Below are 20,666 nucleotides of genomic sequence, written 5' to 3'. Positions count from 1 at the left end.
GATGATTTAAATGAAAAAGTCAAAAAAAATCATGACTAAAAATTTAAATTTCATTATTAATATTAATGAATTAGCTTTAAATTCCAGAAAATTTGATACTAATGAAATTTCTAGAGGTACTGGCATTCATAAACCTAAAAAAGGCAAAGGTTCATATACCCGTAAGAATAAAAAATCAGAATATTCTTACGGGTATTAATTTTTCTGTTATAATATCAGTTCAAAGACACATAAAAAACTATTACAATTATTGGTCCTTAACTGATTTTTTATAATATTTAATTATTAACAAAACAAATTAATAACTTGTTTTCTCCTGATACTGCAATATATTAATAAACTTCTATTTTACTGACTTACTGAAGTTAATTGATCAACTAAGATAAATTTACCTCCATTAATAGAAGTTAAATAAAAAGGTCTTTTTACATCACCAAATTTATCAAAAGAAAAGTTGTTCATTAACCCTAAAGAAGTATTACTTTTTAAAAGTTCCTCCTTTAATCCTTTTTTCTCGCCACCAGTTTTTTTGAGTGCATCAATAAGTGTTAAAGTAGCTTCATATCCAAAAGCCGCACCAAAACAAGGTTCACTTCCAAATCTATCTTTATATTTAGATTGAAAATCAATGAAAGATTGTAATCTACTGTTTAAAGCATATGACTGTTCCAGTTTCATTCCTTCAACTGCTGTTCCTCCATTTTTTATTAATGTTTCTGTTTGTGCCCAAGCTGAAGTAAATAGTGGAAGATTACCATCTATAAATTTAATTTTTTTAGCAATTAAAGCTGTATCAACATCTGATGCAACTATAAGTAACCCTTCTGGTTTGTTATTACATAATTTTGTTATTAATGGAGAAAAATCCGTCTGCTGCATAGAAGAAAAGCTAATTTCTTCGTTTATATCTCCGCCTAAGGATTTAAACTTATTTTTTAAAAAAATAGTATAATCTTTTGAGTATGCTGCATTGTCTGTATCATAAATTATAGACATATGTTTTATATTATTTTTGTTATAAATGTATTTTGCAAAAGCTTCAGAGCTATCTTTAAAAGAAGGATATACTCGAAAAAAATAGTCATCCAACCTTGTTAATTCTGGAGTTGAAACAGTTGGTCCTATCATTATCTCTTTAGCGGTATTTGTCACATTAATACCAGCTAAAGTTTGGGCACTAGTAGCATGACCAATAATAGCAACAGAGCCTATGTTAATAAGATCCTTATCCATTTTTTTCGCTTGTTCTGGAATTCCAAGGTCATCACGGACCATTAATTGCACCTGCCGCCCAGAAATTCCTCCCAATGCATTAATTTTTTCCACTGCAAGCTGAACACCATTCCTTTCCTGTATTCCAAGTTCAGCTTGTTTACCTGTGAGCTGAGCATCAAATCCAATAATTATCGGTCTCTCCTTCGCTTTTATATTTTTTATAAAAAAGAAAAGTGATATTGTAACAACTAAAAATATAATAATAATTAGAAAATATAATTTTTTATTAAACTTGATGCTGTAAATATTCATTTTAGTATCCTCCCTTAAGTATCCAGTAATGTATTTTTATGATAATATTTCTAATAACATTATACTCTAAAAATAAGAATACTTAAATAAAAAAATACTGTATTTTCAGAAAAATCAACTTTTGTTTATTCTATTGTCCTATTTAAACGCAATAGTATTATCTTAATTTTATACAATTTCATATTCTGGTCCCTCTATAACTATTTCTAATTCATATCTAAGATCCCTGACTATTTCTTTATTTAACTTATTTATAATTTTAACTTTAGGTCTTAATGAAAAATTAGGATATACTTCTTCTATAACTGCTATTTCTCCATTACTTAATCTAACAATAGTTCCTTCTGGATAAGGCACTATGCATTTACTAAAAGCTTTTACTATCTCATAGTTGAATTGCTTATCTCCATTTGCCATAATATATTCCACTGCATCATTAGGACTTAAAGCTTTTCTATGAGGACGATCTGATGTTAATGCATCATATACGTCTGCTACAGCTACTACTTGAGCTAAAATATTTACTTCATCTTCTTTTCTTCCTTCTGGATATCCTTTTCCATCCTGTCTTTCATGATGTTGTAGAGTAACAATTCTAGCTGGCGCAGATATATCCAAACTACCCTTAAGAAAATCATAGCCTCTTATTGGATGATCCTGTAATGTATTTTTTTCTTCTTCTGTAAGTTTTTCTTTTTTGTACAATATATCATGGGGTATAAGTGCTTTTCCGATATCATGAATTAATGCACCTAAACACAAATCATTTAATTGTTTTTTCCCAAGCTGTAATTGTATACCAAGTACTAAAGATAACACTGCCACATTGACACTATGTTGATAAGTATAATTATCTATACTTTTTATATCTACAATATTGATTAAAACCGTTTTCTTAGAAAGAAGTTCTTCCATAATTTCTTTTACAATGTCATTTATATCTTCAAAATACCTTTCTCTCTCAGCCATAAGGATTTTGTCCTTAAATGAATTCTTTCCTACATTTAAATTAAACTTTTCAAGACTATAAAATGTTTCCTTTATAGTTTTAATTGCTTTTTGTCTTAACTCTGGCTTTATTATATCCTCAACTTCCTTTTCACTGTATTCATCATTTATATACATGCTAAACATACCAAGTTGAGTTATTCTTTTTATATAACCATCTGTTAGTTTTACACCCTCTCTTAGTAAAATACTTCCTTTATCATCATAAATAGTTTTAGCCAAAAAACTTCCTGCTTTGACATATTGTATTGGCACAAGTCTCATTTTCTCCACGCTCCTACCTGTATTATGTTATGAACATCTAATATATTTATTATACAATAAATTTTATCAATATTTTGCAGTAAGTTTTAATTCTTTTATTCAATTGCTATTAATTTCATACTTTATTTTCAATTTAATTCTAAAACACCCTACAAACTACTTTATATAAGCAATTTATAGGGCATTTTAATTACTATAAAATATTTTTTTTATATTCTACAAATTCACGAACAGTTAGGAAGGTTTCTTTAAAGCCTAGCTTTTTACAAAACTTAGTTATATGAGGCGCTTCTAGATACGCTTTTTTAAGTTCCTCTTCTCTTGAAAAAATCTCCCTTGTTGTGCCATCCATTAACATTTTTCCTTGGGTAAACACAATAACTCTTTCAAAACATTCTGCTACAAAGTCCATATCATGAATTATTGTTATAACAAGCTTATTTTTTTCTCTCAATTTAAATATTATATTTTTTATTTTTTCTCTTCCTTCATAATCCTGCGCAATGGTTGGTTCATCAAATATTATAATATCTGTATTCATAGAAACTATTGAAGCTATACTTATAAGTTTTCTTTCAGATAAGCTTAAATCGTAAGGATTACTATGTTCTAAATGTTCTAATCCTACCATTTTTAAAGCATCCATAGAATTTTTATAGGCTTCTTCCCTGTTTTGTCCAATATTTAATGCTCCAAACATAACTTCATCTATTACTTTATTTTTAAATATTTGATCATTAGGATTTTGAAAAACCAATCCTATTTTTGATGATAGAGTAGCTACAGTTGCTTTCTTAGTGTTTGTACCTTGTACAAATACGTCTCCTTCTGAAGGTTTTAGAAGGCCCTTAAGAAGCTTAACAAAAGTAGTTTTTCCTGCACCATTTTGGCCAATTATAGCTGTACTTCTATTATCTAGCTCTAAATTTATTCCCTTTAAAATTTCCTCATCTTTATTATATGAAAAATGAAGGTTTTTAACTTCAATTTTTTTATCCATTGGAACTCACCACCAAATCATAAGCTTCTTCTAAAGTTGCTGGATATAATCCAGTTTTAGGATTTACTAAAGATAATTCTCTGCACATTTCAGTATATGAAGGTTCTTTAACACCATAACTTCTTAAATCTTCTCTTGAAAAAACTTTTTCTGGTGTATCAAAATCTATTAATTTTCCTTCATTTAAAAGCATAATTCTGTCAGAATATTTAGCTATCTTTTCAATTTTATGCTCAACCATTATTACAGTCATGCCTTCTTTACTTAATTTATGAACTGATTTAAATACTTCTTCTGAACCTTCAGGATCAAGTTGAGATGTAGGTTCATCTAAAACTATTACATCTGGCTTCATTGCTATTATGCTGGCAATTGCCATTCTTTGCATTTGACCACCTGATAGTGCAAAAGGATTTCTATCTTTAAACTTTTCTATAGACAAAAGTTGTAAAGAATAATCTATTCTTTTTTTCATTTCTTCTCTAGAAAGCCCCATATTTTCAAGTCCAAAAGCAATTTCTTCATACACAGTAAGCTTAGAACCTGTAACTTGAGTAAATGGATTTTGAAAAACTATACCAACCTTTAAGGATAAATCACTTAAAGGAGCTTTTCTTACTTCTAATCCATCAATTAAAACTTTTCCACCATATCCACCGAAGAAGAAATTAGGTACTAATCCTGTAAATGCCTGACATAAAGTTGATTTTCCTGCACCATTTCTTCCTACAATTCCTATAAATTCTCCCTCTTCTATTTCAAATGATATACCCCTTAATGCTAAATCCTTTGAAAGAGGATATTTATATTTTAAATTTTCTACTACTATTTTCTTCATAAAGCTACCCTCCATACTATCGCTGCAACTATTATCAAAATCATACATATTCTAAAAAGTCCATTAAATTTAGGGTAAATTCTTTCATTTAAAAAAGTCTTTTTACCATTTGAAGAGAAACCTCTTACTTCTAAAGCCATAGCTCTTTCTCTAGTTGCTATTAAAGAATTCATAACCACAGGACCTATAAGAGGGAAAAATGCTTTTAATCTAACTATAAACTTTCCTTCAGTTTCCATACCTCTTGACTTTTGAGCATCCATTATAGTTCCCATAGTAGATGTCATTTGAGGAATTATTTGCAAAACGGAGCTTAAAACATAGCCTATTTTTGGTGATAAACCCTTTTTCACAAGTTCTTCTATTAAATCAGAAGGTTTAGTAGTCAAAATCAATATAGAAAAAGCACAAAGTATATTAATTACTCTAAAACATATAAGAATAGCATGGGATAAACCTTCCTTATAAAAGTTTATTTTTCCTAAAGTAAATGCAACATTTTTATTTTCTTGAAAAAACAATCCTTGAATTATAACTATAGATATAAGAATAAGCAAACTAAAATTTATAAGAGGTATAACCTTTTTAAAAACTTTAGCAAAAACTATTAATATAAAACTTACTATTATACAAGCTAAAGCTGATATTTTATTTGGAATAATTGCAGCAACAGCTATAGCTGTAATTATATATAAAATTTTACTAATTGGATCTATATTATGTACAAAACTATTTCCTTCTGTATATAAACTTAAATTTTTCATGTGACCACCTCACCTTTAAAATGACTAATCCAAGTCATAAACTTCATTATTTTGATATAAAACTGTAAGAGCCTTTGGAAGTCCCTTAAATATAGCATAACTTATTAACACTGTAGCTATTTTATCTGGAATATCTACTGCTAATTCATCTATTAATGATGCTATCCAAATTGGCTGACCTTTAGCTGTTAAAATAGCATATAAAGCATCGCCCCATAAGTTACCTGTTTGTCCACCCCAAAATGCTATATTTATTGGTGTAGATACGCAAGCTGCAACTAAAGCTACAATTATTCCTGCAATTACTGCTGTAAAGGCATTTTTTATAAATCCTTTATAACTTAAAAAACCTAAAACAAGTCCAACTGAAATGGATGTTAATGCATATATAAACGATATTGGGTCCATAGTTAATCCATATATAATATTATTAATAGCTCCACTTACGGCCCCAACCACTGGTCCAGCCAAGATACTAGCAAGCATAGTTCCTATAGCATCCAACCATAGTGGTAATTTTAATATTCCTGCAAAAAGTTTACCTATGTAATTTATACCTACTGCTGCTGGTATAAGAACTAAAGATGTAGTTGAAAGTTTTAAAGACCATCCTTTGTTTTTACTCATAATATCACCTCCATTTAAATTTTATTACTGTAATTATAAATTGCTTCAAGTGCAGTTAATATTTCTTTTTTCTCGCCATCTAAAGTAGCATTTTCCCCATCAACATAATCATTTATATTTTCTTCTAAATTTCCATCAATTTCTACAACTACATTTAAAATTGATGCAGTTTTTAATCCTCTTAATCCTCCTATAACAAATAACGCTGCACTTTCCATATCCGCACCTAAAACTCTTTTCTTACTCCAATAATTATCTATATTTTCTTCTTCATCAGTATAAAAACTATCATGACTTCTTGCTATACCTACATGGTAAGGAAATTCTTGCTTTTGTGCACTATTAATAATGTTAAACAAAAGTTCAGTATCTGGTACTGCTGGATATTTTTCCTCAACATAAGCTCTTGAAGCTCCTTCATCTCTCACTATTCCATTAGGAATGATAAGATCTCCAATTCTTATTCCTTCTTGTGTAGCTCCACAGCTTCCAATTCTTATTAAGGCTTCAAGTCCTATATTTTTAAGTTCTTCTACGGCTATGCCAGTAGACGCTCCTCCCATACCTGTAGACATAGCAAGTATCTTTATTCCTTTGTAATAACCCACTAAAGATTTATACTCACGATTAAATCCCACCTCTTCTACATTTTCTAAAAATTCTGCTATTCTATCTACCCTTTTAGGATCTCCTGGAAGTATAGCGTATTTTACATTTAAATCTTTTGAACATCTTATATGTGGTTGAATGAGTGTCATAAATAAGCCTCCATTTAAATATTTTTCTTTGTTAAATTTTTAAGTTTATCCAAATTCATAATAAAAACTTGAGAATTGCTTATTTCAAGGATACCTTCTTTTCTAAGTTCCATAAAAGTTCTATTCAAACTCCTCTTTGTTACTGCCAGCTGTGCAGTTAAAGTATCTTTATCTATGCTTATATTAGCTTTAGAACTCTTACCATATTCTTCTAAAAGATAGTTGCATATCCTTTCTTTTAATGTATATAGAGTATCTTCTGCTGATTTCTGTGAAAGAGTATAAAATGCAGTACACATCTGCTCTGTAATATACTTACATATATTTTTATCCATGTCATACCATTTTAAAAAACTCTCTCTTTTTAAAGCCAAAAGTTTAATATCTGTTAGAGCTTCAATGGAACAACTATAAGGAATGTTATTGAATATCTCCAGTTCACCAATGAAATTCCCCTCTGTGTATATGGATTGAGAATACCTTTTCCCGTTATGAGACATAACGAAAATATTAGCTTGTCCTTCAATTATTATAAAAAAGTATGGGTATATCTCACCCTGTTTCAAAAACGTTTTTCCCTTTTTATATTTAAATATCTCCCACTGCTTAAGTATTTCATAGGGGCATGACTTTAAAATATTATAAATAATTTTTTCCTTTTCAATAACTTCTACTACCTTTAAAATGCTCATCTCTTGTTCTCCTTTATAATAATAATACACCTAAACCTTTACATACAGGACATATGTCCCATTTAAAATTATAACAATAATTTTAAATAAATAAATACATAAAAATTTAAGACAAACTTCCCAAAATGCGAAATTAATATAATTTAATTGTCATTTTAGACCCTATATAATACTCATATTTAATTTTAAAGCAACCAGAATATCATTTTAAATTAATTGTGATATTCTACATTGATAAATATATAACATATTTATGTGAAAATTATACTTTTAAATTAAAAAGCCGTGAAACATTAAATTTAACTTCTTAGTTTCACAGCTTCTATTTTATACTTTAATATAATATATTAAAATCTATTTTAAAACAATTTTCTATTCTATAAATAATAAAAAAACTACTTCTTAAATAAACATATATTAAACTATTTCTATTTTATTGCGCCCGCTACTTTTAGCCTTATATAGAGCTTCATCAGCTTTTCTTATAATTTCATCACTTTTTAAACCTTTTGTATTTTCTCTAAAACAAGCACCTATACTTATAGTAATTTTAACTTTGGTACCATCTGTTTCAAACTCAGCATCCTGAACGTTTTTTCTCAATGTTTCACATAACTTTTCTAAATTCCCCTTACTTTCATGTGTAAATATAATACCAAATTCTTCTCCTCCATATCTACCCACAATATCAGAATTAGGTACGGATTTCAATAACATATCTGAAAGCCCCTTTAATACTTTATCTCCAAACAAATGTCCATAAGCATCATTCACCTTTTTAAAATAATCAATATCTATCATTGCAAAAGAAATACTGGATACTTTTTTTTCATGTTTTTTTATTTCCTTTTCTAATATCTCGATTAAAAAAGTATGATTATACAAACCAGTAAGTCCATCTTTAATAGCCATAGCTTTTAACTTTTCTTGATATTCATTATATCTTAAAACAGACTTAACTCTAGCAGCCACCTCAACTTCATCTATAGGTTTTTTTATGTAATCGAAAGCTCCTAACTCTAGTGCCTTTTTTACATCACTGCTGTGGGTTCTTCCCGTTATCATAATAATAGGTATATCCTTAGTATATATATCTTCTTTTAACATTTTACAAATTTCAAATCCATCAATGTCTGGTAATATTATATCTAAAAGTATTGCTGATGGCTTAATTAAATATGTCTTTTCTAATATAGAACTTCCATTGAAAAAGGGATAAACTTCATATCCTTCCACTTTTAAAATATCGCTTATAAGAGTCAAGTTTAATTTATCATCATCAACTACTAATATTCTTTCACCTGTCATATCATTTCCCCTTTTACTTTTTCAGATTAATATTAAAAAAATTGTCATATTATTAAATCTAATTTTATCACCAAGTTTATAGTGTACTCTATCTTGAATTATATTAGAGTTTATATATTTCTTCAAGAAAAATAATACTAATTTCTATATATCAATTAAAAATTTATCTTGTTTTTTATATTATCTACTATATTTAATTTTGTAACGCTCTTTATAAAACTACATACAATAATACTGTACTTAAAATTAGTGGAGGTATATTAATGTCTAAAAATGAAATCCAAAATTCTAATCAAAATATTACTGAAGATTATGATGATTACAGAGAAAATTACAATGACGATTTTTCCTCAATGTATTATAATCCAATGATGCCTTACCAAGGTATGCAAAATATGTCACCTTACCAGCAATGGATGCCTTACCAACAAAACATGTTTTATCAACAAGGTACGCCTTACCAGGAAAGTATGCCTTATCAGAACATGCAAACACAAATTAACGAGCAACAACCTATGGACTATTATGAAGATGATATGAATTTCAGAATTGATTATATAGACGACATAAACGAGGATGACTTTAGGCAATATCCTCACCATCCATATTATCATCACCGTCCACATTACTATTATTATCCTTACTATTATGAACCTTACTATTATGAGCCTTATTATCCTTACTATTATGAACCTTACCCATATTATTAGTTTTACCCATATTACCACCGGCATAAATAAAATCACTAATTATTTGGTGTAACATGCAAATAAGCAAAAAATTATAGGTTAATCCATAAATTTTTTGCTTATTGTAAATGCATCATATATGAGAAATAATTCATGCCAATTAATTCTCTATACTTTAAATTTCATTACCATCTCATTAAGCTTTTGTGCAAGCTCAGATTGAGTTTGCGAGGATTTTGCTACATCTTCTATGGCAGTTGATACTTCACCTATACTATTTAATATTTCTTCAGAACCTGCTGCAGATGTTTGTGCAGTTAAAGCCACGTTATCAATAGCTTCTGTTACCTGTCCTACTGTTTCCCTCATTTTTCTTGCTGCTAAGGCTATTTCTTCTGACATATTATTAATGAACTCGGAATCTTTTTCATAATTTACACCTGTTTTTAATAACAATTCATGACCTGGCTTTACACTATTATTTATATAATCTAATATATCTTTTGAACTATTAGATAAATTATCAAATGCACTCTGAATCTGTACTACCATGTTCTGAATTTGTGTAACGGCGTCTGCTGATTGTTCTGAAAGACCCCTTACTTCCTCAGCTACTACCACAAATCCTTTCCCATGTTCACCAGCTCTTGCCGCTTCTATAGCTGCATTTAAAGCTAGTAAATTTGTTTGTTCTGATATATCTGCTATAGAATCAGCCATAATTTTTACTTTATTTACAATCTTTCCTTCCTCTATAGCTTTTATTATGTTATTATATTTTTCATCATAAATTCTACTTCCATTTTCTATGTCTTTTTTAGCTTTTCCCTTTACTTCAAGTGCCCTTGCTTTTATTTCTCTTACAGATGCAGCTGCTTTATCAGCCTTATTTGATAATTCAATTGTAGTTGAATTTATTTCTTGTACAGAAGCATCTACCTGTTCTACTACAGCACCTAAGTTTTCATTTCCTTTAGCAATTTGTTCAGTTGACTGAGCTACATTTTGTGTATTTGCAGAAACTTCTTCTGTTGTTGCAGATAATTCTTCACTGGAAGCACTTATATCAGAAGCACTGCTAGTAATTTCAGAAATTAAATTCTTTATATTTTCTCCTGCAATATTTAAAGCTTTAGCAAGTTTTCCTATTTCATCTTCAGAATCAATATCAATTTTTTGTGTTAAATCTCCTTCTCCAAAAGCTTCTCCAAATTTTAATATCTTACTTAATTGTTTGGATATTATTTTAGCTATTATTGTTCCCAGCACAATGGAAATAATTAATCCTAAAACACTTATAGATACAATAACAATGAAAGATTTTGCAGATGCTGCATCGTTATCAGCATCACTTTCTTTAGCCAATTTGACATTTAACTTAATCATATCATCAATTTGATTAGTCATTTTTCCCCTTACAGTTCCAACCTTTGGAAAAATCTTAATGGCTTCATCATATCTATTTTCATCAACAAACTTTATAAGTTGTTCACGAACATCTCTATATTCATTTACGGACTTTTCAAGTTCTGTATACATCTTTCTATCATCATCATTTGTAATAGAATTTTTATACTCATTTAACACCTTATCATTTTCCTGTTTTAAGCTGGATATCTCTTTTTTTATGCTGTCAAGTTCACTTCTATCTCTTTTGTATACAAGTAAAAGCAAATCTGCTCTAATCTCCGTTTGGTTATCTTTTAATGTTCTAATAGCATTTATACCAATTAAATTATCATTATACATATTATCTGCATTAATACCTATCTTTTTTATATTCCATGCTCCAACCATACCTACTATTATTACAAATATCGCTATTATAATAGATGAACTTATTATTTTTTGTGCCATTTTTAAATTATTAAACCACTTCATAAAAATTTGCCTCCTCCTCAATTAGTCATTATAGTTTAATATTCGATATTTAATTAAATTTCTTTATAATTTTACATTTTTTGTGGATACATTATAATCCTTGTATTATAATGTATTAATTACCATTGTGCATGTATAATGCACAAAAAAATAATGACTTTAATATAGTTATATTACCTATAATAAAGTCACTATTGTTTAATTATATTATATTTATAGTAAGAAAATTAATTTTTATAAATTACTATGACTTAATAAAACTTTATATGTTTATATTTTAACCCGTAAAATTTATAAATATCTTACGCTCTTTTTCAGGTTTTTCAACTACACCCTTACCATGTTTAATTAACTTTATCAACCAAATCATATTTTTTCAGGGGTTTTCATTATTTGTATTTATTTATCCTAATTAGTTAATCTTTTAATTATTTATAAACATATATAGACATACTTCAGCAATAAAGAACTATCTAGCAATGATTTCTATAAACTATATTGTCTAAAAATAGACATTTTAAAAATTAGCCGCATATTTAATTTATCTATGCACCTATCAAATTTTTCTCCTATTTAATAAATTAGTATATACACCTTTCTCTGTTTCATTATACATTGCTTAATTCTAAAACCTGTTTTACGCTATAGCCTTCCTTAGATAAATCTGAAAGCAATATTTCATATTTCTTTGGTACAACCTTAATAACATTTAAATAAACAGGCATCTTTTTTAGATTTTCTATGATTAATCCTTTATTTTTCATAACATTAATATATTCTTCACTAAACTTTTCTACTAACTTTGCGGTACCTGAAATCTGTATTCCAGCTAAATTTTTGAAGTCTTTACAATTTTCATATACTGCTATAGAAACATTAGGATTTATATAAATATGAGCAAACTTTTCTCCACCTTCACTTATAAAATAAATTGATCCATTTAAGTAATTATATTCAATAGGTGTAGCTCTTACCCAATTTTCATGTGTTGTGCATAAAGTACATGTATTATATTTTAAAAGGAATTCTTCAATTTTTAATTTTAAAGCATCTAAAGGCATATCATTATTATCCTTAAGAATTTTCTTTACTTCTAAAGCTTTATTTACAATTTTTGAAATTTCCATATGTGCTTTAAAATATTGCGAAAAGATTACAGATTGTCCTAATATTTCATCTACTTTTTTTAAAGTATCCTTTGCAGTTTCAATATTAAAGGATGTAGAAAAAATCACAACCTTCTTATTCTTTAATTGACTAACATTTGCATTTATGAAGTTCATATACTGATATAGGTCATCTTTAGAATATACTGACATAACAATAACTACATTAGAATAATTTTCAAAGTTTTCATTAAATTGTTCAAATAATAAAGTCTTAGCTGGTCCAAGAACATAACCTAAAATTTCTGCAAATTTTTTAGTTACATAACCTTTATTTTTATAAATAACCAACGTACTATTCATTTAGCCACCTCCCAAATTATTTACACTACAATTTTACCATAAAAATCAAAAATTACCCAATTTATTTTTATTGCACTAATATTGTAAAAAATAAGTAATAATACAAATTAAAATCTGCTGCCAAAAGCGTTTTTTACACTGGCAGCAGATTTTTTTACTATAATATTTCCATTTAAGCATATGAAAGAAAATAACTGTTCGAAAATATTGGTATACTTTGACATTGGCAAGGAAACAATCAAAGGATTTTGTTGACTCAGTATGATGCAAAATATACTAACATACTGACTTGTTATTTTTTTGAATATGCCTTAATAAACTTAATAATTGAATTCCTTATTTCTAAAAATACTTTTTCCTATAAAATAAGCTAATAATAAGTATATAACTGATGCTAAATTTGCCATAAGTAAAGCACTTAATGTTATATTACTTCTTGCTTTCTCCATAATAGATATAACTCCAATAGGTGAAAAATTACGGGTAATTGTTAGCCTATCAGCAACAGTTAAAAATACTGAAATAATAATTCCTAAAGTTACACTTATTGTTTTATTATTTATAAACATAGACATTATTCCTATGATCAGTCCAAAAGAAGCAAGGGGGATAATTGAGGAACCATAAATACATATAATTCTACCTAATCCATGAAAGCTAACTTTAAATACAAACGAACTAATAATAAAGCCTAAAATTATATTAATAGCTACAACTAAAATTGAATAAATAATCAAAATTAATACTTTAGATTTAAAAATATTAATAGTATCTTTATCTAATCTTGCAAAGTACTTCATATTTCCACTAAAAAAGTCTTGTCCAAAAATTTCTACTGAAAATACCACCATGAAGAATGCAAAATATGGTACAACCGGCCTAAAAATAAATTCCGTACTAAACATTTTCAAAAATATAACACTATTCATGTTTAAAACATCTGTTTTAATTTGTTTAGTATATTCTCTAGTTTTAGGAGCATTATTTATTATATTATTTTGATCTAAATGCATCATATAACATATGGCTAAAATCATAAATATTACAAATGCTAACAATATATATATCTTTTTTGAATGCATCATCTTTATAATTTCATTTTTTAAAAACTTAACCATCAATGTGTCAACTCCTTTTTAATAAATAATTTTACATTAAATAATATAAAAACTACTGTATATATTAAAAATAAAATAATAGAAAATGTATCAACTTGTTTTTCCAATAAACAATTCCATAAAAATCTTCTAGGAGTTATCTCTCCAATAGTTTTAGGAATAAAATCTGACATTATTGGTAAAAGGAATATCAATAATGATACAATAGTACTACTTTTACACAGTATAGAAATTAGTACATATATAAGTAAAATAGGTATTAATGCAACTAAAAACATTATACTCATTTTTATATCTTCTAATATATTAATCTGAATTCCAAACTTTGCAATGTATACTGTATTTAAAATAACAAAGGTAAATATAATTAATGTGCCTGTTATAAGAATCAAAGAAAATATTTTATAAAAAAGCACCTTTTCTCTTTTTTTATAAATAAGAAAAAATTTCATGCATCCACATTCATAATCATAAGTAAAAACCTCTGAAACTATTGGTGCTAAAATTATTGGTATCATAAATACTAATGATTTCATATCACCATATAATAAATCATGAAAAGTTACTATTCCAGATGGTACATCTGCAAATATTACATCAGATATTAAAATAAATATTAATATAATTCCTCCATATATTGATGTTTTTAGTGGAGTGAAAAATTTTATAAGTTCATTTTTTATCATGTTAATCTCTTACCTCGTTTTTCAATAATTCTTGGGTTCAGTTAAAATTTACCTATAAAGACAACACTCTTCATAAAATAACATTTAAATATTTATCCTGAACCATAGAAGAGCTTGCACATAAGTATTATATTATAGTGATAAATGTCTCATAAAATAATCCTCTAAGGAATTACTATTTTTAGACATACCTGAAACTTCAATATGATTATCTAATATCAACTTATTAATTAATTTAAATTCTCCCTTATTAATTTCAACAGAAATTCCATTTTCTATATCTGACATTTTTAAAACCATACTACCTAATATATGCCTTAATTTTTCTTTTTCCTCTGAAATTATGCTGTACGCTTCTTTATTAGTATTTAATAAGTTATCCATTGAATCTTCAACAATTATGTTCCCTTTATTTATCATAGCTACCCTATTACATAAGTTTTGAACTTCATTTAAAATATGAGAACAATATATAAAAGTTGTATTATTATCCTTTGCTAAATCTTTTATTAATTCTCTCATATCCTTTACCCCTTCTGGATCCAATCCATTAGTGGGCTCGTCTAGTATTGCAATTTTAGGCTTGGTTAAAAATGCTCTTGCCACCGCTAATCTCTGTTTCATACCCATAGAATAATTGCTTACCTTTTTATTTTTATCCTTTGCTAATTGCACTAATTCTAAAATTTCATTTACCCTTTTATTACTTAAATCCAAAACATTGGCATATAACATTAAATTCTTATATCCTGATAAATTTGGATAAAAACTTGGGTAATCTATCATTGCACCTATACTTGAAGGATTATTTTCCTTATCATTTAAAATATTTTTTCCATCTATGTATACCTCTCCTGCTGATGGTTTGAGCAAGCCTAAAATCGTTTTAATTGTAGTAGTTTTTCCAGCTCCATTAGGTCCTATAAAGCCATATATATCTCCCTTAAATACTTTCATATTAATATTGTGAAGTACATCTTTTTCTTTGTACCTTTTACTTAAATTTCTCACTTCTAAAATTGGTTCCATTTTTTTCTCCTTCTTTTCAAATCTAAAATATGTGTTTAAATATTAAAACTAATCTTCTTTTACATATTAACAAAACTATCACTGATTTTTTGTATCCCACTCCAAAGTAACAGTTATGAATTCACAAGTAACATTATTATTTACGGTTATGATTAAAAACTTTACGTTTAGGAAACGACTTTCCTATTTGAATATAAAAGTATCCTATAAAATAAACTTTTTACTTGCTTATCTTATAGGATACTTTTTAATTCGATATATTTATTTCGTTATTTTCTTTCAGATGCCTAACTTAATATTTTTAATCCACAACTCCTGTATAAACATATTGTCTTCAATGGATGTATTTATAAACACATTATCATACTTTGTCTCTATAATATTTTTAACCGTATATAATCCTAAACCTCTTCCACTTCCTTTAGTGGAAAATCCCTCTTTATATATTTTATGAATTACAGGCTTTTCACCAGAAAAGTTATTTTGCACTGCTATAACCACATACTCTTCCTTATTTACAATACAAAGAGAAAGCTTTGGATACTCACATTCATCTGCTGCTTCACTAGCATTATTCATAAGTATTCCCATTATCCTGCACAAATCCATTATGTTCATAGGAACTTCCGAAATATTCTCTACTATTTCTACTTTTATATCTATATTCATAGATAATGCTTTTATAAGTTTTGTTGATAACAATGCTTTTAAAGCTGTAATTCTAATATATCTTAACTTATCTATATTACTATTAGTCCACTTTATATCTTTATCCATATCAATAACATTATCATAGAAAAATTCCTTAAGTTTCTCCATATCATCATTATCTATGTACTCTTTAAGTGGTGTAAGCATGTTTATATAGTCGTGCTTAAATCTCCTGGTTTGACTGTACATTTCTTCTACCATATGAGCATATTCTTCTATTTGATATTTCTCTTCAATTTCTCTCTTTAAAAGCACTTCACTTTTTACACTTTTATCATAATTATAAATTACTATAAGTATAAGTATTATGGAAACTAACGGAATCATAAGTGGAATAAAGGAATCTATAACAAAAGAAATTGCATTATCCTTTGTTAAATCTACAAATGGATATAGCAATTGTATGCTTATAGCTATAGGTATACAAATGCTTAAAATCATTCTATTTCGTATTTGTAATGAGGAAAGTTTTTTTAAATTTATTGTTTTATAATAAATTATATTTATAATTTTACATGTTAAAAATACTATAATTAGTGATACTGCCAATTCAGCAGTATAATGTTTAATTGATATAATATTTTTTTCATAAAAGCTTGTACCCCAAAATGGTATAGGAATAACAGCCAAAAAATATATTGTAAAAATAGCTATAAGGTTTTTTATAGTCCTATTTATATTTTTACTATTTTTTAATTCTAATATAACTATAATTGAAAGCAGCGGAAGTACCAGTATATAGGAACCTGTTCTAAGAATCATTCCTGTTATAAATGAAATAAAAAAGTATCTTTTAATTTCACGTAAATTATGTTTATCCCTACCTAAAAAATATACTGCAGCACAGCAAAGAATACTTATAGGTAACGGTGGAAAAATAAGTTCACCTAAAAACATACTAATCGTAAATTTTTTTATTATCATGATAATAGTCCCTTCTTATATCTAAAAGAAACATAACATTCTTCATCATTTGTCATAATGATTTTATTATTTTTCATATCTATTTCTTTAATTTTATCTTTATTTACAATATAAGATTTATGACATCTATAAAAATTTGATGTAAGCTTTTCATGTATATCTTTAAGATTACCATAAAACTCAATCTGTCTATTTTCCTCATGCACTCTTATTTTATGAGCTGTACTGCTGGTTTCAATAAACAAAATATCGCAAAGCTTTATATTTATCACCCTAGAATCTTCATTTATTGAAATAAATCCTTCCTTATTACTTTCTTTATAATATGTATTATAAGCTTTCATAATACAACTGTTTATTCTTTGTTTATAATCTTCTTCATCCTTAATTACATAATCCATAGCTTCAACCTTATATTTAAAGGCAAGGTAACTCATTTCCATATGTATAGTTGTAAATATTATAAACCCTTTAGGATCTAAATCCCTTATTTTTTCTCCTAATCTTATTCCATTTATGTTACTTTTTAAATCTACATCTAAAAAATAAATTCCTGTAATACTGTTCTTTTCAGTGTATTTTATTACATCTTCAGGATTTTCCGTACATAAAGCTACACTTAAATCCAAATTTTCTCTTAAAATAGTATTTTCAATAATCTGTTTAATTTTATCTCTGTAAGATGAATTATCATCACAAATTAGTACTTGAAGCATATTTCCCCTCATTTCTTAATTAGTAACATTATAATTATATCATAATTAAATCCTATAAATAATTTCTAAACTTTTCACAATTATCTAACAAAATTTCATGCAGCACAATATTTTCATTGATCTATTTGCTTTCATTAAATAAATTAAATTGATTTAATTTATTCACAAATTAACATTTTTTGTAATTATCTTTAATATATTATATATTAGATAGCTAATAAAAATTTATAGGAGTGATATCTTGAAAAAATATGTTTATAATAAGGTTCTTGTATTGCTATTGGTTTTCTCATTCCTCTTTTTCATTCCTAATACAACCTTTGCATCAACTAGTACTGCTGCTAATCCAAAATCAACTAGTGATATACATTTAACTAATAACTATCCAGTAATTATGGTTCATGGCCTTTTTGGTTGGGGAAATGATGAACTTATGGGAAAAAATTATTGGGGAGGATCTGAAAGTTTAAGACAAAAACTAATTGATAAAGGTTATGAAGTTTATACGCCAACAATTGGTCCAGTATCAAGTAACTGGGATAGAGCCTGTGAATTATACGCCTATATAAAAGGCGGTACAGTAGATTATGGAAAAGGACATTCAAATAAAAATGGTCATGCAAGATATGGTAGAACTTATCCAGGAGTATATCCTGCTTGGGGTACTTTGTCTAATTCAAATGAAATTCAAAAGATTCATCTAATAGGTCATAGTATGGGAGGGCAAACTATAAGAACATTAGTGCAATTACTTGAAAACGGAAGTGCTGAAGAGATAAATTCTACTCCAAAGGAAAATATAAGTCCTCTATTTACTGGTAATAAATCATGGGTCCATAGTGTTACGACTATTGCAACTCCACATGATGGAAGCCAAGAATCACATGAAAAGTATGCTTTAGAACCTCTAGTTCACCAATCTGTCGCAGCACTTGCCGCACAAAATGGTGGAATTACTATTGATAATATAGGTTTAGATTTTCAATTAGATCAATGGGGACTTAAAAGAAATAAAAATGAATCTTATAAAGATTATTTTCATAGAGTAATGAAGAGTAATATATGGGGAAAAACTAATGATTTAAGTGTGTGGGATTTATCTCCTGAAGGAGCTCGTGAATTAAACACATGGGTAAAGGCTCAAAATGATGTATATTATCTTTCACTAGCATGCTCAGATACTCATGAAGATCCATTGACTCATTTCCAGTTTCCAGACACAAATATGAATCCAATTTTGCTGAAAAGCTCAATTTTTATGGGTGCTTATACAAATAATAGGTCAGGAGAAGTGCCTATAGACAGCACCTGGTGGAAAAATGATGGTATAGTAAGTGTTGTATCTGCAATTTCACCTAAAGTAGGATCAAGTGATAAAATAGTTCAGTACAACGGCTCAATACAAAAAGGCATCTGGAATTATATTGGATTGATAAAATCCGTAGATCACCTTAATGTAGTTCAAATGACAGAAAATCGTCAGGCCCTTGAAAATAAATACTTTGATTTGTTAAGTATGTTATATAACCTTCCTAAATAGATAATTAAAGCAGGAAAACTTTAAACAATGTTTTCCTGCTCTTTTTTACTATTGCATTATCAATTACTCATAATAAATATATGTAAGAAAAATCAAATTTGATTTAACCTTGTTTATATTAAACTGATTTATTTTTAATATCCATTACAATATTACTAAAGCTTCTCCCCTATTTTTTGTATTATTTGAGCTGTATTACTAAGCTCACTTATACTGCTGTTAATTTCTTCAACACTGGCAGCTTGAGTTTCAAAAGCACTATTGTTTTCAGAAATGCTAGTTGTAACATTTTCAATTGAAGTTTTTAATTTAGTCAGAACATTGTTTATTTCACCTATAGATTCACTACTTGAATTTGATAATTTTCTTATTTCATTAGCAACAACACTAAAACCTTTTCCCATTTCTCCAGCTCTTGCTGATTCTATTGCTGCATTAAGTCCTAACAAGTTAGTTTGCTTTGATACATTTTGAACAAAACCTATAATTTCATCTGTTTTCTTCATGTCTTCATTTGTAGCATTTATTTCTTGTAATATATCATTACTGTTTTTAGCTACACTTTGTATTCCAGATGCTACGTTATCAATAACTTTAGAAATTTCTGAGAAAGATTGTACAAAAGTCTTAGAGTGTTCCTTAATATCTTCTCCCCAATTTCTTTTTCCTATGGCAATGCTACCTATAATTTGTCCATCTTTATTCCTTATTGGAGATGCTACTGCTTTTATAGCCATACCAAAATATTCCTTAGGTAAGTCCTTTGCCACTGTCTTTCCCTGCTGCATACATAAATAAGCTGGAATATCATGAGGTATATTATCACCTTCACCATAATTACCACCATCACCAACTCCAAATTTAGTAATTTTAATTATCTTTTCTCTATCAGTAAGCATAAAGCGTACTTCATTATTGAATAATTCGCTAATACAAGGTAACATATAGCTAATACTTAAAATTAAATTTTCGTCATCTACATTTTTCATCTCTAATAAACTCCTTTGTTATGTTTTTATAAGTTACTTAATATATTAATTACCAACTTCATAATTAAAGTTTTACAAACTATTTATAACACTATTTTATCCTCTAATTCTAAATAATTCAAGGGCAA

The 20,666-nt window shown here is 27.5% G+C and carries 20 protein-coding genes; 3 read left to right on the top strand and 17 right to left on the bottom strand.

Annotated elements, in window-relative coordinates; translation table 11 throughout:
• Nucleotides 1–10 precede the first annotated feature (10 nt).
• Nucleotides 11–199: a hypothetical protein gene (locus HBE96_RS25870; RefSeq protein WP_169300590.1), complete on the top strand. Its 189-nt coding sequence runs from the start codon at nt 11–13 to the stop codon at nt 197–199.
• 149 nt (nt 200–348) lie between these two features.
• Here the strand turns inward: HBE96_RS25870 and HBE96_RS25865 are convergent, their stop codons facing one another.
• From HBE96_RS25865 to HBE96_RS25825, 9 genes are all read right to left on the bottom strand, one after another.
• Entirely contained in the window at nt 349–1,527 is a 1,179-nt protein-coding gene (locus tag HBE96_RS25865) for an ABC transporter substrate-binding protein (protein ID WP_169300589.1), read from the bottom strand.
• Nucleotides 1,528–1,695: 168 nt separating this feature from the next.
• Nucleotides 1,696–2,799, bottom strand: a complete 1,104-nt coding sequence (locus tag HBE96_RS25860; protein WP_169300588.1) for an HD-GYP domain-containing protein — start codon at nt 2,797–2,799, stop codon at nt 1,696–1,698.
• A 193-nt stretch (nt 2,800–2,992) separates the two neighbouring features.
• Nucleotides 2,993–3,799, bottom strand: a complete 807-nt coding sequence (locus tag HBE96_RS25855) for an energy-coupling factor ABC transporter ATP-binding protein (protein ID WP_169300587.1) — start codon at nt 3,797–3,799, stop codon at nt 2,993–2,995.
• Nucleotides 3,792–4,637 carry an energy-coupling factor ABC transporter ATP-binding protein gene (locus HBE96_RS25850; protein WP_169300586.1) on the bottom strand — a complete coding sequence of 282 codons (846 nt, stop codon included), beginning with the start codon at nt 4,635–4,637 and terminating at the stop codon, nt 3,792–3,794. The genes HBE96_RS25855 and HBE96_RS25850 overlap by 8 nt, the downstream gene beginning before the upstream one ends.
• Nucleotides 4,634–5,401, bottom strand: a complete 768-nt coding sequence (locus tag HBE96_RS25845) for an energy-coupling factor transporter transmembrane component T family protein (protein ID WP_169300585.1) — start codon at nt 5,399–5,401, stop codon at nt 4,634–4,636. The genes HBE96_RS25850 and HBE96_RS25845 overlap by 4 nt, the downstream gene beginning before the upstream one ends.
• 24 nt (nt 5,402–5,425) lie before the next feature.
• Nucleotides 5,426–6,028, bottom strand: coding sequence for an ECF transporter S component (locus HBE96_RS25840; protein ID WP_169300584.1), 603 nt, complete (start codon nt 6,026–6,028; stop codon nt 5,426–5,428).
• Nucleotides 6,029–6,042: 14 nt separating this feature from the next.
• Nucleotides 6,043–6,786 carry a nucleoside phosphorylase gene (locus HBE96_RS25835; protein WP_169300583.1) on the bottom strand — a complete coding sequence of 248 codons (744 nt, stop codon included), beginning with the start codon at nt 6,784–6,786 and terminating at the stop codon, nt 6,043–6,045.
• A gap of 14 nt (nt 6,787–6,800) precedes the next feature.
• Nucleotides 6,801–7,478, bottom strand: a complete 678-nt coding sequence (locus HBE96_RS25830) for a Crp/Fnr family transcriptional regulator (RefSeq protein ID WP_169300582.1) — start codon at nt 7,476–7,478, stop codon at nt 6,801–6,803.
• Between the two features lie 417 nt (nt 7,479–7,895).
• The gene (locus HBE96_RS25825; RefSeq protein ID WP_169300581.1) at nt 7,896–8,786 is read right to left on the bottom strand and encodes a GGDEF domain-containing response regulator; all 891 of its coding nucleotides are present in this window, start codon (nt 8,784–8,786) and stop codon (nt 7,896–7,898) included.
• Between the two features lie 263 nt (nt 8,787–9,049).
• Between HBE96_RS25825 and HBE96_RS25820 the strand changes: the two genes are divergently transcribed.
• On the top strand, nt 9,050–9,496 hold the full coding sequence (locus HBE96_RS25820; protein ID WP_169300408.1) for a hypothetical protein: 447 nt from the start codon (nt 9,050–9,052) through the stop codon (nt 9,494–9,496).
• Between the two features lie 147 nt (nt 9,497–9,643).
• Here the strand turns inward: HBE96_RS25820 and HBE96_RS25815 are convergent, their stop codons facing one another.
• From HBE96_RS25815 to HBE96_RS25785, 7 genes are all read right to left on the bottom strand, one after another.
• On the bottom strand, nt 9,644–11,356 hold the full coding sequence (locus tag HBE96_RS25815; RefSeq protein WP_169300580.1) for a methyl-accepting chemotaxis protein: 1,713 nt from the start codon (nt 11,354–11,356) through the stop codon (nt 9,644–9,646).
• A 608-nt stretch (nt 11,357–11,964) separates the two neighbouring features.
• Nucleotides 11,965–12,825: a pyridoxamine 5'-phosphate oxidase family protein gene (locus HBE96_RS25810; protein ID WP_169300579.1), complete on the bottom strand. Its 861-nt coding sequence runs from the start codon at nt 12,823–12,825 to the stop codon at nt 11,965–11,967.
• 320 nt (nt 12,826–13,145) lie between these two features.
• Nucleotides 13,146–13,943, bottom strand: a complete 798-nt coding sequence (locus HBE96_RS25805) for a hypothetical protein (RefSeq protein ID WP_169300578.1) — start codon at nt 13,941–13,943, stop codon at nt 13,146–13,148.
• A complete protein-coding gene (locus tag HBE96_RS25800; RefSeq protein WP_169300577.1) occupies nt 13,943–14,629 on the bottom strand; it encodes a hypothetical protein in 687 nt (228 codons plus the stop codon). Before HBE96_RS25800 ends, HBE96_RS25805 begins: the two co-directional genes overlap by 1 nt.
• A 132-nt stretch (nt 14,630–14,761) precedes the next feature.
• Entirely contained in the window at nt 14,762–15,658 is an 897-nt protein-coding gene (locus HBE96_RS25795) for an ABC transporter ATP-binding protein (RefSeq protein ID WP_169300576.1), read from the bottom strand.
• A gap of 279 nt (nt 15,659–15,937) precedes the next feature.
• Nucleotides 15,938–17,293, bottom strand: coding sequence for a sensor histidine kinase (locus tag HBE96_RS25790; protein ID WP_169300575.1), 1,356 nt, complete (start codon nt 17,291–17,293; stop codon nt 15,938–15,940).
• Complete coding sequence (locus HBE96_RS25785) at nt 17,290–18,009, bottom strand: LytR/AlgR family response regulator transcription factor (protein ID WP_169300574.1); 720 nt, start codon at nt 18,007–18,009, stop codon at nt 17,290–17,292. The genes HBE96_RS25790 and HBE96_RS25785 overlap by 4 nt, the downstream gene beginning before the upstream one ends.
• 241 nt (nt 18,010–18,250) lie before the next feature.
• Here HBE96_RS25785 and HBE96_RS25780 point away from each other — a divergent pair, with 241 nt between their 5' ends.
• Nucleotides 18,251–19,549 carry an esterase/lipase family protein gene (locus tag HBE96_RS25780; protein ID WP_169300573.1) on the top strand — a complete coding sequence of 433 codons (1,299 nt, stop codon included), beginning with the start codon at nt 18,251–18,253 and terminating at the stop codon, nt 19,547–19,549.
• Between the two features lie 155 nt (nt 19,550–19,704).
• Here HBE96_RS25780 and HBE96_RS25775 read toward each other — a convergent pair whose 3' ends face one another.
• Nucleotides 19,705–20,538 (bottom strand): methyl-accepting chemotaxis protein, encoded by an 834-nt coding sequence (locus tag HBE96_RS25775; RefSeq protein ID WP_169300572.1) that lies wholly within the window; start codon nt 20,536–20,538, stop codon nt 19,705–19,707.
• Nucleotides 20,539–20,666: the final 128 nt, after the last annotated feature.

Origin of the sequence: Clostridium muellerianum, from assembly GCF_012926525.1 — a bacterium.
In the GTDB taxonomy this organism is placed as follows: domain Bacteria; phylum Bacillota; class Clostridia; order Clostridiales; family Clostridiaceae; genus Clostridium_AM; species Clostridium_AM muellerianum.
The sequence above is the reverse complement of the archived record's forward strand: the minus strand, read 5'-3'. Positions and strand labels throughout refer to the sequence as shown.